The organism is Pseudonocardia charpentierae, assembly GCF_031845345.1.
Classification (GTDB): domain Bacteria; phylum Actinomycetota; class Actinomycetes; order Mycobacteriales; family Pseudonocardiaceae; genus Pseudonocardia; species Pseudonocardia charpentierae.
The window spans coordinates 1-13,053 of record NZ_JAVREJ010000012.1; the positions used below are offsets into that span (position 1 = coordinate 1).

General features: G+C 73.5%; 13 protein-coding genes and 1 riboswitch. Of the genes, 8 read left to right on the forward strand and 5 right to left on the reverse strand.

The features are described 5' to 3' along the window. Positions 1-241 precede the first annotated feature (241 nt). Positions 242-1,246, forward strand: a complete 1,005-nt coding sequence (gene fgd, locus RM445_RS17185; protein WP_311557497.1) for a glucose-6-phosphate dehydrogenase (coenzyme-F420) — start codon at positions 242-244, stop codon at positions 1,244-1,246. 83 nt (positions 1,247-1,329) lie between these two features. Here the strand turns inward: fgd and RM445_RS17190 are convergent, their stop codons facing one another. The 5 genes from RM445_RS17190 to RM445_RS17210 all read right to left on the reverse strand — a co-directional run bounded on the left by RM445_RS17190 (position 1,330) and on the right by RM445_RS17210 (position 5,000). Further along, entirely contained in the window at positions 1,330-1,617 is a 288-nt protein-coding gene (locus RM445_RS17190; protein WP_311557498.1) for a DUF4235 domain-containing protein, read from the reverse strand. After that, positions 1,614-1,847 carry a hypothetical protein gene (locus RM445_RS17195; protein WP_311557499.1) on the reverse strand — a complete coding sequence of 78 codons (234 nt, stop codon included), beginning with the start codon at positions 1,845-1,847 and terminating at the stop codon, positions 1,614-1,616. The genes RM445_RS17190 and RM445_RS17195 overlap by 4 nt, the downstream gene beginning before the upstream one ends. A gap of 87 nt (positions 1,848-1,934) precedes the next feature. Continuing rightward, complete coding sequence (locus RM445_RS17200) at positions 1,935-2,804, reverse strand: AfsR/SARP family transcriptional regulator (protein WP_311557501.1); 870 nt, start codon at positions 2,802-2,804, stop codon at positions 1,935-1,937. Positions 2,805-3,054: 250 nt separating this feature from the next. Next, a complete protein-coding gene (locus RM445_RS17205; protein WP_311557502.1) occupies positions 3,055-4,047 on the reverse strand; it encodes an ATP-binding protein in 993 nt (330 codons plus the stop codon). Then, the gene (locus RM445_RS17210; protein ID WP_311557503.1) at positions 4,044-5,000 is read right to left on the reverse strand and encodes an MEDS domain-containing protein; all 957 of its coding nucleotides are present in this window, start codon (positions 4,998-5,000) and stop codon (positions 4,044-4,046) included. Before RM445_RS17210 ends, RM445_RS17205 begins: the two co-directional genes overlap by 4 nt. A 206-nt stretch (positions 5,001-5,206) precedes the next feature. Between RM445_RS17210 and RM445_RS17215 the strand changes: the two genes are divergently transcribed. The 7 genes from RM445_RS17215 (at position 5,207) to RM445_RS17245 (ending at position 12,993) form a co-directional block, all read left to right on the forward strand. Beyond that, positions 5,207-5,863 (forward strand): CDP-alcohol phosphatidyltransferase family protein, encoded by a 657-nt coding sequence (locus RM445_RS17215; RefSeq protein WP_311557505.1) that lies wholly within the window; start codon positions 5,207-5,209, stop codon positions 5,861-5,863. Beyond that, on the forward strand, positions 5,860-6,243 hold the full coding sequence (gcvH, locus tag RM445_RS17220) for a glycine cleavage system protein GcvH (RefSeq protein ID WP_311557506.1): 384 nt from the start codon (positions 5,860-5,862) through the stop codon (positions 6,241-6,243). Before RM445_RS17215 ends, gcvH begins: the two co-directional genes overlap by 4 nt. A gap of 147 nt (positions 6,244-6,390) precedes the next feature. Further along, positions 6,391-6,849, forward strand: a complete 459-nt coding sequence (garA, locus tag RM445_RS17225) for a glycogen accumulation regulator GarA (RefSeq protein ID WP_311557508.1) — start codon at positions 6,391-6,393, stop codon at positions 6,847-6,849. Between the two features lie 151 nt (positions 6,850-7,000). After that, entirely contained in the window at positions 7,001-7,471 is a 471-nt protein-coding gene (locus RM445_RS17230; protein ID WP_311557510.1) for a bifunctional nuclease family protein, read from the forward strand. Positions 7,472-7,612: 141 nt separating this feature from the next. Next, the gene (locus RM445_RS17235; RefSeq protein WP_397469339.1) at positions 7,613-8,275 is read left to right on the forward strand and encodes a MerR family transcriptional regulator; all 663 of its coding nucleotides are present in this window, start codon (positions 7,613-7,615) and stop codon (positions 8,273-8,275) included. Positions 8,276-8,476: 201 nt separating this feature from the next. Continuing rightward, positions 8,477-8,568: riboswitch (glycine riboswitch) on the forward strand. A gap of 185 nt (positions 8,569-8,753) precedes the next feature. Further along, entirely contained in the window at positions 8,754-11,729 is a 2,976-nt protein-coding gene (locus tag RM445_RS17240; RefSeq protein WP_311557511.1) for an AAA family ATPase, read from the forward strand. Continuing rightward, positions 11,716-12,993 (forward strand): YihY/virulence factor BrkB family protein, encoded by a 1,278-nt coding sequence (locus RM445_RS17245; protein WP_311557512.1) that lies wholly within the window; start codon positions 11,716-11,718, stop codon positions 12,991-12,993. Before RM445_RS17240 ends, RM445_RS17245 begins: the two co-directional genes overlap by 14 nt. Positions 12,994-13,053 lie beyond the last annotated feature (60 nt).

Genomic DNA, 13,053 nt, shown 5'->3' on the forward strand with positions numbered 1-13,053 from the left:
TTCTGCCATGCAGATCTCCGCTCCCGATCCGACCCGATACCGGAACCGAGGGTGAGATCAACAGCAGTCGAAGCCCGGGACGCTGCACGGCGTGTCGCCAACTAGGCGAACGTTCATGGTCAACGCATTAGCGGAAGATCACGGCCCCGGCCCACCGCACCCGCAGTCGCGGCCGCGCCCCCTGGGGTGTAGCAAAGGAGCGGGTGCCGCCGACCGGTGGCAGGACGGAAGGACGGGCGAGGTGCCGCTGCGGATCGGCTACAAGGCGTCGGCGGAGCAGTTCGGGCCGCGTGACCTGGTGGAGTACGCGGTGCGCGCCGAGGAGGTCGGGCTCGACAGCGTGTGGGTGTCGGACCACTACCAGCCGTGGCGCCACGAGGGCGGGCACGCGCCGTTCTCGTTGGCGTTCATGACCGCGGTGGGGGAGCGGACCTCCCGGGTGGTGCTGGGGACGAGCGTGCTGACCGCGACGTTCCGGTACAACCCGGCGGTGATCGCGCAGGCTTTCGCCACGATGGCGTGCCTGTACCCCGACCGGATCGTGCTGGGGCTGGGTACCGGTGAGGCGCTCAACGAGACGGCGGTGACCGGGGCGGAGTGGCCGGACTTCAAGGGTCGCTTCGCCCGGATGCGTGAGGCCGTGCGGCTGATGCGGCAGCTGTGGACCGAAGACTCGGTGTCGTTCGACGGAGAGTTCTACAAGACCGTCGACGCCACGGTGTACGACAAGCCGGACACGCCGGTGCCGGTCTACATCGCCGCGGGCGGTCCCGTGGTGGCGAAGTACGCGGGCCGGGCGGGCGACGGCTTCATCTGCACCTCGGGCAAGGGCATGGAACTTTACACCGACAAGCTGCTGCCCGCGGTCGCCGAGGGCGCCGAAGCGGCCGGGCGGGACGCCGCGCAGATCGACCGGACGATCGAGATCAAGATGTCGTACGACCGGGATCACGAGCGGGCGTTGGAGAACTGCCGGTTCTGGGCGCCGCTGTCGCTGACCCCGGAGCAGAAGCACAGCGTGCACTCGTCGACGGAGATGGAGCGCCTCGCCGACGAGCTCCCGATCGAGCAGGTCGCGAAGCGGTGGATCGTGGCGTCGGACCCCGACGAGGCCGTCGCGCAGATCAAGCCCTACCTCGACGCGGGGTTGAACCACCTGGTGTTCCACGGCCCGGGCCACGATCAGGAGCGGTTCCTCACCCAGTTCGCCGACGACGTGCTGCCGAAGCTGCGTTCCCTCGCCTGAGCCCGGAAACGAGCGAACGCGGCGTCGGGTAAGTCGGACTTACCCAACGCCGCGTTCGCTCACCGGGGGTCGGCCGTGAGGGCTCAGCCCTTGGAGTTGAGGAACTTCCGGAAGCCCTTGATGCCGTACCGGTTCACCGCGGTGGTGATCAGGCCGAAGATCGCGCCCTGGATCGTGGCGGCGATCAGCACCTCGCGCGTCGAGTAGTCCTCCGACAACGGGGCCGGGGTCTCCGGCTCCTTCGAGATCTTCTTCCAGATGATGCCGAACACCTTGCCGGCCAGGAGGCCGCCCAGGATGCCGAACACCGTTCCGAAGGGCTTGTAGGCGAGCTTGGCGACGCCGGTCAGCTCGCCGGTGGGGGTGGTCACGGGTTCACCTCTCCTGCTTCGGCACGGGCTTCCGCGCCGGTCTGTCCGGCGTACCCGAGGTCGCGGCCGGCCACGCGGCCGACGAACTCGTCGCCCTCGCCGGTGCCGGTGGTGCCCTCCGCGTCGCCCTCGGTGCTGTCGACGGGATGGTCGTCCGGCTCCCCGCCGGTCTCACGTGTGCGGGCGAGGTGTCGGTCGACCTCGACGTCGGGTTCGGAAGTCCCATGCATGGACGGCACGTACCCCGTCGCCGGACCGGCGACACTGCGCCGATCCAGCGGAGGACCGATCCGGCGGAGAAGGTCGACGGGGCAGGATCAGCGGGTGGTGCCCGGTGTCGCGCCGCCGGACACGAGACGGCGCGGGCCACGGACGGCCCGCATGCCGGCGCCCGCCACGGGGACCCGCTCGGCGGGGCGGCGGCCGCGCAGCACGGGCCACGCGGGCACGGGCGGGAGCAGGCTGTCGAGCCCGAACGCACCTTCGAACCCGAAGGCGGCGGGGGCGCCGACGCTGCTGCGCAGCAGCTCCTGGTACTCGTCGTACTCGGCGACGGCCTCGGCGATGTCGCCCTGCGCGAGGTGCGCCTCGATGAGCGCACGCCGGGCGCTCTCCCGGCTGGGCGCGGTGCGCACGGCCTCCCGGGCGGTGTCGACCGCCTCGCGGAAGCGGCCGGCGGCGGTGAGCGCCGAGCTGAGCTCCTCGAGGGCGTTGAGCCGGATCTGGCGGAACCGCTCGCGCTCGACGGCGAGCCAGGCCTCGGACCAGGCGGGCAGGACGTCCGCGCTCAGCAGCGCGGTCGCGGCCGCCGCGTCGGCGGGCGCCGTGTCGGGGTGGCCGGGCACCGCGGCGAGCGCGCGGACCAGCGCCATGGCCTCGTCGAGGTCGACCGCGACGGCGGGGCCGAGGGCGACGGTGTCGGATACGCCGTCCGTGGTGATCAACGCGGCTGCACCCGCCAGCGCCTCGTCGAGAACGGCGGCGGCGGTGTCGGCCGGCACGCCCGGACACAGGTCCGCGGCGAGGGCCGCGCGGCGCTGCGGGCGGCGGTGCACGGCGAGATAGGCGACGACCCGCCGGGTATCCGACTCCAGCGGCACGGGGTCGCCGTGCGCGGTGACGGTGAAGGACCCGAGCACCGTGACGCGGTGCAGGTCCGGGCGGGATCGTCGCTGATCGACAAGCATGGGTGTCCCCGGATCGTGGTGGTGCAGCGGTGATGGGCGGCGGGTGGTGCAAGCAGTGGTGGCCCGGGCGCGCACCGAGGGCCTCCGGCGTGGCGGCCGTGGCGGCGTGCATCGAGCCCTCTGAGGATTTTTCCCCGCGCGCTCCACGTTGCCAAGAGGCATTCTCGTCACATTCACCTGAACGGTACGTACATCCGGGTGACGTGTGTTGCGAACCCCCGCGGACCCTATCGGCGGTGGGTGGACCCCCTCAGCGCAGGGCCCGGATCCGGACGTGTGTGCCCGCGTCGTCGCCCCACACGTGCAGCAGGTCGCACAGCTGGCGGGCGATCCACAACCCCCGGCCGCGAGGGTCGGACGGGTGCGGGGCGTGCAGCCCCGGGAGCGGGTCGACCAGCCGCCCGCCGTCGTGCACCTCGCACAGCAGCTCCCGGGTCCCGGGGGCGGTCCACACCGCGAGGTGCGCGTCGCCGTTGCCGTGCTCGACGGCGTTCGTGGCGACCTCGTTGACCGCCAGCACCAGGTCCGCCACCCGGTCGGCGTCGCAGCCTGCGGCCCGCGCCGCCCGGGCGACGGTGTCGCGCACCTCGACGAGCTGCCAGGTGTCGAAGCCCATGACCTGGTCGGGCGGCCCCAGAACGGCCGGCGCGGGCACGCCGCCGCGGTCGGTGAGCACCTCCCGCGCCCCCCGGTGCTCCGCGTTGTGCCGCAGGGCGCCGTCGACGAGGACCAGCGGGTGGTTGTGGCGGGCGCCGTCGGCGACCTCCAGGTGCAGGGGCAGCTGCGGGTAGAGGCACAGCAGGGTCGCGGGGATGTCGGCCAGTGCCACGTTGAGCGCCGCGTCGAGCTCGGTCCAGAACCCGCCGTCCAGCCCGTCGAGGTCCGGGTCGTGCTCGACGATCACCGTGACCCCGGCGCGTCCGCGGGTCAGCGTCCGGAGCTCGCGCGCCCAGCGGGCGGCCAGCGTCTGTCCGGAGTGATCGGGTCCCTGGGGACGGCTGAGCGGCACCGTGCCGGCACCGTTGCGCCCCGTCAGCGCGGCGGGCAGCCCGGCGGCCGCGGGTACCGCTGCCAATGCCCTCTCCGTCGCAGGCCGGACCGCGAGCGCGACCGGCTCGTCGCGGCCGCGGGCCGCGGCCACGGACGGCGCGGCGAGCGTGACGACGTCGGCGGCGGAGGCGCTGAACCCCACGGCGTGCCGCAGCCGCACCGCACCGGCGGTGCGCGTGGTCTCGACCCTCACCGTATCCGTGCCTCTCGGGCGTGCGTGACGCCACGGCCTGGCCGTCGCCCCGCCGCACCGGGGCAGCGGAACCCCGGCGACACCCCTGGATGCGCGGTGACGTCGAGCTGGGCCGCGAAGGGTGCGCCGCAGCGGTCGAGGGCACGCAGCACCCCGGGCCGCACCCTCGAGAGCGCGAGCCGGTGCGCCTCGGGGAACTCCTCGGCCGCGTGCACCAGGCCCACCGCGCCCGCGACGTCGAGGAACCGCAGCGACGACAGGTCGAGCTCGAGCGCGGCCGGCGGGTCGTCCGACCGCAGGGCCTCGTCCAGCGTCGCCGCGATCATCCGGGCCACGACGGGCCGGTTGCTGTGGTCCACCTCGCCGGCCAGGCGCATGCGGAACGGGCCGAGGCGGGTGACGCGCAGCAGGCCGTCGTCGTAGAGCGCTGGCGTCTCGATCTCGATGCGGTGGATCGACCGCATCCGCTCGACGGCGTCGTCGGGGTAGCGGTGCCGGTCGTAGAGGCACAGCACGCGGGCCGGGCGTCCGGTGAGGACGGTGTCGAGCATGGCGTCGAAGTCGGCGAGGCCGACCCCGTCGCGACGGCTCAGGCCCGAGTTGAACTGCCCCGTCATCCGGAAGCCGGGGTAGCCGTCGGCGACCGCCCGGTCGATCCGCGCGGCCAGCATCACGGCGGCGTCGCGGACCGTCCCGCGCAGGACGGCGCGGGTGTCCGCCGCCCCGACGACGACGAGCTGGCCGTCGGCGAGCGGGCGGTCGACCGGCACGCGGTCGTCGACCAGCCGTTCGAGCACGGCGTCGATGGTGCCGTCGTCGAAGTAGACGGCATGCTCACCGCGGGCCAGGCCGATGCCGAGGAAACGGGCGCTCATCTCCCACAACTGCTCGTCGCTGCCCGGCACGGCACACGCGTGCACGGCGGACAGGTCGTCCACCGTGGTCGTGTGCATGTGTCACCCTGCTCGCGAGCTGTGCGTGGCGCGGCTAGCACCGTCGGTATCGATCTTGTCGCCGACGCGCGGTACCGCCGGTGCGTCCGCGACGAATTGTCCTCCCCCTGCGCCGAGCTGGGTACCCGGGAGGTGAACGGCGTATCGGTACGGTGACGTCTTCTTCAGGTGAGCACGATTCCGCCCACCGGCCGTACCCTCCCGGCGTGGCTCGCGAGTCCTCCCCGTCCCGCGGTGCCCCGCCTCCCGCGGCCGCGTCGACGAGCCGCGTGCTGACGGTGCCGAATCTGCTGAGCCTGCTCCGGCTGGCCGGGGTGCCGCTGTTCCTCTGGCTGCTGCTCGGCCCCCGCGCCGACGGCTGGGCGCTCGCGGTGCTGATGATCGGGGGTTTCACCGACTGGCTCGACGGCAAGCTGGCGCGCCTGTTGAACCAGTACTCGACGCTCGGCGCGCTGCTCGACCCGGCCGTGGACCGGCTCTACATCCTCGCCGCGCTGGTGGCGCTGGGGGCGCGCGACGTGGTGCCGTGGTGGGTCGTCGCCGTGCTCGTCGGCCGCGACCTCGTGCTCGGCGCCTGCCTGCCCGTGCTGCGGGCCCGCGGCTACGGCCCGTTCCGGGTCACCTACCTGGGCAAGAGCGCCACGTTCCTCCTGCTCTACGCCTTCCCGCTGCTGCTGCTCGGCGTCGGCGACTCGGCCCTCGCCCCGTTCGCCCGTCCGCTGGGTTACGCGTTCGCGGCGTGGGGGACCGGCCTGTACCTCTACTCGGGGTTCGTCTACCTCGCGGAGTTCGTGCTGGCGCTCCGCAGACCCGCGCCCCGGGACGTCGTCGCTGATCGGCCGGGTCGTAGGCTCCCGCCATGACTCCGGAGGACCTGCGCTACACCGAGGACCACGAGTGGGCGCGCGTGTCGGCCGACGGCGTGGTGCGGGTCGGGATCACCGACCACGCACAGCAGCAGCTCGGCGACGTCGTGCTCGTCGAGCTACCGACGATCGGCGACACGGTGGCGGTCGGCGACGCGTGCGGCACGGTGGAGTCCACGAAGTCGGTGTCCGAGATCTACCCGCCGGTCGTGGGTGAGGTCGTCGGGATCAACGAGGCGCTGGCCGACGAGCCGGAGCTGGTGAACCAGGAGCCCTACGGCGGCGGCTGGATGTTCGAGCTGCGCCCGGTGGATCCCGCACAGCTCGACGCCCTGCTCGACGCGGCCGCCTACGACCGTCTGACCGACGAAGACTGACCGACCGCCTGCCGGGTGGGAGCAGATGCTTCCCACAGGCCGGAGCACCCTGGACCGGCCCCGTCCGGGGCGGGTGCAGCACGGTAGGTTGACACGCGAACCGCACCGCGATGCCGCGGTGGCGCTACCGCAGGAGGAGACCGCGAGGTGACCACGAACGACGGGCCGGGTGTGCCCCCCGAGCGCGCCCCGGAGACGACGTCCGTCTTCCGGGCCGACTTCCTCGCCGACGTCGAGCCGCCTGTGGCTCGGGAGCAGTCCGTGTCGGGGGTCGACGCGCTGCCGGCGGGATCGGCGCTCCTGGTGGTCAAGCGCGGCCCCAACGCGGGGTCGCGCTTCCTGCTCGACCGCTCCACGACGAGCGCGGGCCGCCACCCGGACAGCGACATCTTCCTCGACGACGTCACGGTCTCCCGCCGCCACGCCGAGTTCCGGCGCGACGCGGGGGAGTTCGTGGTGGTCGACGTCGGAAGCCTGAACGGCACGTACGTGAACCGCGAGCCGGTCGACACTGCGGTGCTGGGCAACGGCGACGAGGTGCAGATCGGCAAGTTCCGGCTGGTCTTCCTCACCGGGCCGCGCGACCCGAACGGATCACGCGGCTAGGTCGCCCCGCCGGGCGCGTCGCCGCCCGTCCGGAGGCGCGCGCCCGCGGTGCCGCCCGTGTAGCGTCGACAGCGTCGGACGCCGTGACGGACCCTCCCCCGGCGGGGCCGGAACGACGTGAGACGGAGCACCGTCAGGAGGAGGAACACGCGTGAGCGAGATGCGCGTCGTGGGAGTCCGAGTCGAACTGCCCGCGAACCAACCCATCCTCCTGTTGCGCGAGACCAACGGCGACCGCTACCTGCCGATCTGGATCGGCTCGGTGGAGGCCACCGCGATCGCCCTCGAGCAGCAGGGCGTCAAGCCGGCTCGGCCGCTGACGCACGACCTGCTCAAGGACGTCGTCGGCGCGCTGGGGAGGCGGTTGGAGCAGGTGCGGATCACGGACCTGCAGGAAGGCACCTTCTACGCCGAGCTGATCTTCGACGGCGGCGTGAAGGTGTCGGCACGGCCCAGCGACTCCGTGGCGCTCGCGCTGCGGGTCGGGGTGCCGATCCACGCCGAGGAGAGCGTGCTCGCCGAGGCGGGCCTGGTCATCCCGGACGAGCAGGAGGACGAGGTCGAAAAGTTCCGCGAGTTCCTCGACTCCATCTCACCCGAAGACTTCCGCGGCGCCCGCTGATCGTGCGGGGTTGCGGGTCGTCGGTCCCGGTGCGCCGACACGCCCGGCGTGGAGTGATCAGCGGCGGCGCGCCGCGTTGACGCGCCGCGGCAGCGCGCTTACCGTCAGCCTCGAACGGGCCGTTGCGACGAGCGCCGCCGTATGCGAGCGACTCCGCGAACGGGCCCCCCGGGTGGTGGGAGGAGAGCGGTGACGACCCCTCCGTCCGATGTACCCGGCGGATCGGACAGGCCCGTGTCGCCCGAGGTGAGCGGGCAGGGCGAGCTCTTCCCGGACCCGTTGTTCGACGACGGGTTCGACGGGATGCCGGACCAGCTCGTCGGCTTCCGCGGGCCCACCGCATGTCAGGTCGTCGGGATCACGTACCGCCAGCTCGACTACTGGGCGCGGACGGGCCTGGTCGTGCCGTCGATCCGTGGCGCCGCGGGCTCGGGGAGTCAGCGCCTGTACTCGTTCAAGGACGTCCTCGTCCTCAAGATCGTCAAGCGGCTGCTCGACGCCGGGGTCTCGCTGCAGAACATCCGGGTGGCGGTCGAGCACCTGCGCCGCCGGGGTATCCGCGACCTCGCCGGGATCACGTTGTTCAGCGACGGCACCACGGTCTACGAGTGCGCCTCGCCCGAGGAGGTCGTCGACCTGCTGCAGGGCGGCCAGGGCGTGTTCGGCATCGCCGTGAGCGGGGCGATGCGGGAGATCAGCGGGTCGATCCGCGACTTCCCGATGGAGCGCGCCGACGGCGGGTCGGTGGACGACGCCCCCGAGGACGAGCTCTCCCGCCGCCGCACGCGGCGGGCGATCAGCTAGGACGCCGGCCCGGGACGGCCGCCTTTTCCTGTGCTCACGAGAGCAACGAATCATTGACGCCCCCCGCTGGGCTCGTCCGGGATGGAGCGAAAGCGGCGTTCGCTAAATTGAGTGGAGCGAAAGCCGCTTTCGCTCCATCCCGGCAGGGGCTCTCGTGATCGCTCGGATGCCGGTCCGGGGCTAGGATGGAAGAGCGGTCGACGACCCCGCGCGGGAGAGTCCGGACACGTGCCGGGCGCCGAAGGAGCAACTCCTCCCCGGAACCTCTCAGGCCCCAGGACCGCGCGGGGGAGACGCCTCTGGAAAGCGAGAACGGCAGGGCTGCCGTCCTCCGCCGACGGGGAAAGCCGGAGCGTGTGGCCGGTGAATCTCTCAGGTGCCCGGGTCGCCGGGCGGTGACAGAGGGGGAGGGCGATCTCGCCCTGCCTGCGTTCCTGCTCTGCCCGAGCACTGCGTCGCCGACCCGAGAGGCCCGCCCGTGAGCCAGCAATCGTCCCCCCGGCCGAGCCTGCACGATCTCGAGACCGGCGTCCCGTTCGTCGACCGGCACATCGGGCCACGGCCCGACGAGCTCGCCACCATGCTCGCGACCATCGGCGTCGCCTCGCTCGACGAGCTGGCCGACCGGGCACTGCCCGCGGCGATCCGCGACCGCGACGACGAGACCGCTGCCGGCCTTCCGGCCCCGGCCACCGAGACCGAGGCCCTCGCGGAGCTGCGGACGCTCGCGGATCGCAACACGCTCACCGTGCCGATGATCGGGCTGGGCTACAGCGGCACGGTCACCCCGCCCGCCATCCGGCGCAACGTGCTGGAGAACCCGGCCTGGTACACGGCGTACACGCCGTACCAGCCCGAGATCAGCCAGGGCCGCCTGGAGGCGCTGCTGACCTTCCAGACCACGGTCGCCGACCTCACCGGCCTGCCCGTCGCCGGCGCGTCGCTGCTCGACGAGGCGACCGCGGCGGCGGAGGCGATGACCCTGCTCCGCCGGGCCGGGAAGGCGAAGACCGCCCGGTTCGTCGTCGACGCGGACACGCTGCCGCAAACGCTCGAGGTGCTGCACACCCGCGCCGAGCCGCTGGGCATCGAGCTGGTCATCGCCGACCTCGGCGACGGGCTGCCCGACGGCGAGCTGTTCGGGCTGCTGCTGTCCTACCCCGGGGCGTCGGGCGTGGTGCGCGACCCGTCGGCGCTGATCGACGAGGTGCACGAGCGCGGTGGGCTGGTCGCGGTGGCCGCGGACCTGCTGGCGCTGACCCTGCTGACGCCGCCCGGCGAGCTGGGCGCGGACGTCGTCGTCGGTACCTCGCAGCGGTTCGGGGTGCCGCTGGGCTTCGGCGGGCCGCACGCCGGTTACCTCTCGGTCCGCCAGGCGTTCGCCCGCCAGCTTCCGGGCCGGCTGGTGGGCCTGTCCCGCGACGCCGACGGCAATCCCGCGCTGCGGCTGGCGCTGCAGACCCGTGAGCAGCACATCCGCCGCGAGAAGGCGACCAGCAACATCTGCACGGCGCAGGTGCTGCTGGCCGTCGTCGCCGCCTGCTACGCCGTCTACCACGGTCCCGACGGGCTGCGCCGGATCGCGCAGCGCTGCCACCGGATGGCGGCGGTGCTGGCCGCCGGGCTGCGTGCCGCCGGGGTGGAGGTCGTGCACGGCGCCTTCTTCGACACGGTGCAGGCGCGGGTGCCGGGCCGGGCCGACGCGGTCGTCGCGGCCGCGCACGCCGCCGGGGTCGCGCTGCGCCGGGTCGACGCCGACACCGTCGGGATCGCCTGCTCCGAGCTGACGACCGTGGCGCACCTGGGCTCGGTGTGGGCCGCGTTCGGCGTGGCCGCGGACGCCGCCGAGCTGGACGTCGAGACCGCCGACGCGTTGCCGGAGCGGCTGCTCCGGACGAGTGACTACCTGACGCACCCGGTGTTCCACGAGCACCGGAGCGAGACCTCGCTCATGCGCTGGCTGCGCCGGCTGGCCGACGCCGACCTGGCGCTGGACCGCACGATGATCCCGCTCGGCTCCTGCACGATGAAGCTCAACGCCGCCGCGGAGATGGAGCCGATCAGCTGGCCCGAGTTCGCGAACCTGCATCCGTTCGCACCGCGCGACGACGTCGCGGGCTCGCTGGAGATGGTGGACCGGGCGGCGGCCCGGGTGCGGCTGCGGGCGCCGGTAGCGGAGAGCGAGGCGGCGCCCGGGCTGGAGGAGCGGTTCGAGCAGCTCACCCGGGCCCGCGACGTCGCGGTCGACGCGGAGGACTACGAGCGGGCCGAGGCGCTGACGCGCGAGCTGGACGCGGTGGCGGCGCAGCTGGCGACGGCCCGCGAGTCGGCGTCGGACCGGGCCGGGTGGGACCGGACGGAGATGCCGGAGCTGACGCCCGACGACGTCGCGGCCGCGGTGTCGCGGGCCACGGGCATCCCGGTGGCGCGGGTGGACGCCGTCGGTGCGGCGGACCGGGAGCGGCTGCTGGGCCTGGAGGGGCTCCTGGCGCGCCGGGTGGTGGGGCAGGACGCGGCGGTGGAGGCGGTCGCGGACGCCGTGCGGTCCGGGCGGGCCGGGCTGGCGGCGCCCGGGCGGCCGACGGGCTCGCTGCTGTTCGTGGGGCCGACCGGGGTCGGCAAGACGGAACTGGCGCGGGCCCTGGCGGCTGCGCTGCACGACAGCGAGCCGGTGCGCTTCGACATGGCGGAGTTCGCCGACGCCTCCAGCCTGACGCGGCTGCTGGGGGCGCCCCCGGGGCACGTGGGGCACGACGAGCCGGGGCAGCTGACCGAGGCGTTGCGCCGCGACCCGTACGCGGTGCTGTTGTTCGACGAGGTGGAGAAGGCGCACCGGGAGGTGACGGGGGCGCTGCTGTCGCTGCTGGACGCGGGCAGGCTGACCGACGCGCACGGCCGCAGCGCGGACGCCACGCACGCGGTGGTGATCCTCACCAGCAACCTGGGGGCGGAGCTGATCCTGGGAGCGCCGGGCGGGAACGTCGAGGCGGTACGGGAGCAGGTGCTCGCGCTGGCGCGGGTGGTGCTGCGGCCGGAACTGGTCAACCGGGTCGACGAGGTGGTGCTCTTCGCGCCGCTGTCGACCGCGGCGCTGGCGGAGATCACCGCGACGGTGCTCGCGGAGACGACGCAGCGGCTGGCGGCCCAGGGCGTGGGGCTCGTGGTGTCCGAGGCGGCGCTGGCGTGGCTGGCGGTGCGCGGATCGGGCGGGCCGAATCTGGGTCGCCCGAGTTTGGGTCGCCCGAGTTTGGGTCGCCCGAGTTTGGGAGCACGGCCGTTGCGCCGGACGGTGGCCCGCGAGGTGGACCGGCAGCTGTCGCGGATGCTGCTGGCGGGGCAGATCGCGGCGGGCGACGAGGTGCGCGTCGACGTGGCGTCGGATGCTGCCGCGGACGGGGCCGGCGCGCTCGCGTTCACCGTGCACGGACGGACCGGCGACGATGACCGCCCCTGAGGAGGCCGAGGCCGCACCGGCAGACCCGCCCGTCCGGCGCCGTCGCGGACGCAAGCTCGTCACCCGCACGCTGGTGCGGGCGTGGGACGACAACATCTTCAGCGAGGCGGCCGCCGCCGCGTTCTGGCAGACGCTGTCGCTGCCGCCGCTGCTGCTGGGGTTGTTCGGCATCCTGAGCTACGTCGGTGACTTCTACGGGCCCGACACGGTCGCCGCGGTGCAGGCGCAGGTCGTCGACCTGGTGGGGCGGGTGTTCAGCCGGGAGGCGGTCGAGGACATCATCGCCCCGACGGTGGCGGACATCCTCACCACCGCGCGCGCCGAGGTCATCTCGATCGGGTTTGTGATCTCGCTGTGGTCGGGGTCGTCGGCGATGTCGTCGTTCGTCGATGCGATCACCCGGGCGCACGAGCAGTACCTGCTGCGCAACCCGGTGTGGCAGCGGACGCTGGCGCTACTGCTCTACGCCCTGGGGCTGGTCACGGGGATCATCGCCCTGCCGATCGTGGCGATCGGACCGGAGCGCCCGGCCCGGCTCCTGCCCGAGTCGTGGCAGCCGACCGCACGGCCGGTGATCGACCTGCTCCTGTCGCCGCCGGTGATCGGGCTGGTCCTGATGCTCGCGCTGACGACGCTGTACAAGATCGCGTTGCCGCTGAAGCCGCCGTGGTACCGGGGGCTGCCGGGAGCGTTGCTGGCGGCCGTGGTGTTCCTGGCGGGCGCGACCGGCCTGCGGGCCTACCTGGACTGGCTCACCGGCACCGGCTACACCTACGGGGCACTCGCGGCACCGATCGCGTTCCTCCTGGGAACGTTCTTCATCGGCCTGGCGATCGTGCTGGGTGCGCACTTCAACGCGTCGATCCAGGCGCTGTGGCCGGTGCCGCTGCGCGACCGGCGGAACCGGATGTCCCGGGCGTCGGAGAAGGTGAGCGCGGCGCCGGGCGACAGCGTGGCCCCTGCCGGGTCCGGGATCGCCGCGACGACCGGCTCGGTGATGCCCGACGAACTGCCCGACGTCCTGCTGAGCCCGGACGTCACCATCCTCGAGCGGGCGGTGCGGGAGCGGCCGGACGTCGCCGCCGCCGTGCTGGACCAGATGCGTTACGGGCAGCTTCGTTCCGGTGTGCAGTCCGGTGGGACCCCCGGCCGCAACGGGTCCGGTGCCGACGACCAGGCCGACGAGACCGACGCCGGACCGGGCCCGGAACCCGGCGCCGCGCGGGACGACGGCCCGGACCGGGTGGGTGGTGATCGCCGCTGACGGCCTCTGCGGCGGTGATGCCATAGTGGGAGCACGGGCCCATGTCCCTGGGGCCACCGC